Annotated in this window: 1 protein-coding gene; it reads right to left on the bottom strand. The window is 60.7% G+C overall.

The genetic code is table 11. The annotated features are described in order from the left end of the window. A partial coding sequence (locus tag LH128_RS30675) for a glutathione binding-like protein (protein ID WP_008833580.1) occupies positions 1-295 on the bottom strand: 295 nt, incomplete at both ends.

Below are 295 nucleotides of genomic sequence, written 5' to 3'. Positions count from 1 at the left end.
AGGACGCCCCACTTCCAGTCCTCCTCGATCCCGGGCCGCTTCGAGCGGGAAGCTCATCATGATATCGGCCGCAGTGAACGTATCGCCAGCGAACCACGGTCGGAAAGCCAGTTCATGCTCGACGAAATCGAGGTGGACGTCGATCATCGGCTGCAGCTTCTTCTGTGCTGTCTTGCCCAGTAGCGGGATGCGTCCCAGCACCAGATTCACCAGCAACGGCGGCATTAGCGAGCCTTCCGCATAATGGAGGAAGTGGCGGTAGAGCAGTGCCGCGTCGTCGCCATAGGGCTTACCC

Source organism: Sphingomonas sp. LH128 (assembly GCF_000293195.2).
GTDB lineage: Bacteria > Pseudomonadota > Alphaproteobacteria > Sphingomonadales > Sphingomonadaceae > Novosphingobium > Novosphingobium resinovorum_A.
This window is presented reverse-complemented; position numbering and strand designations above follow the sequence as displayed.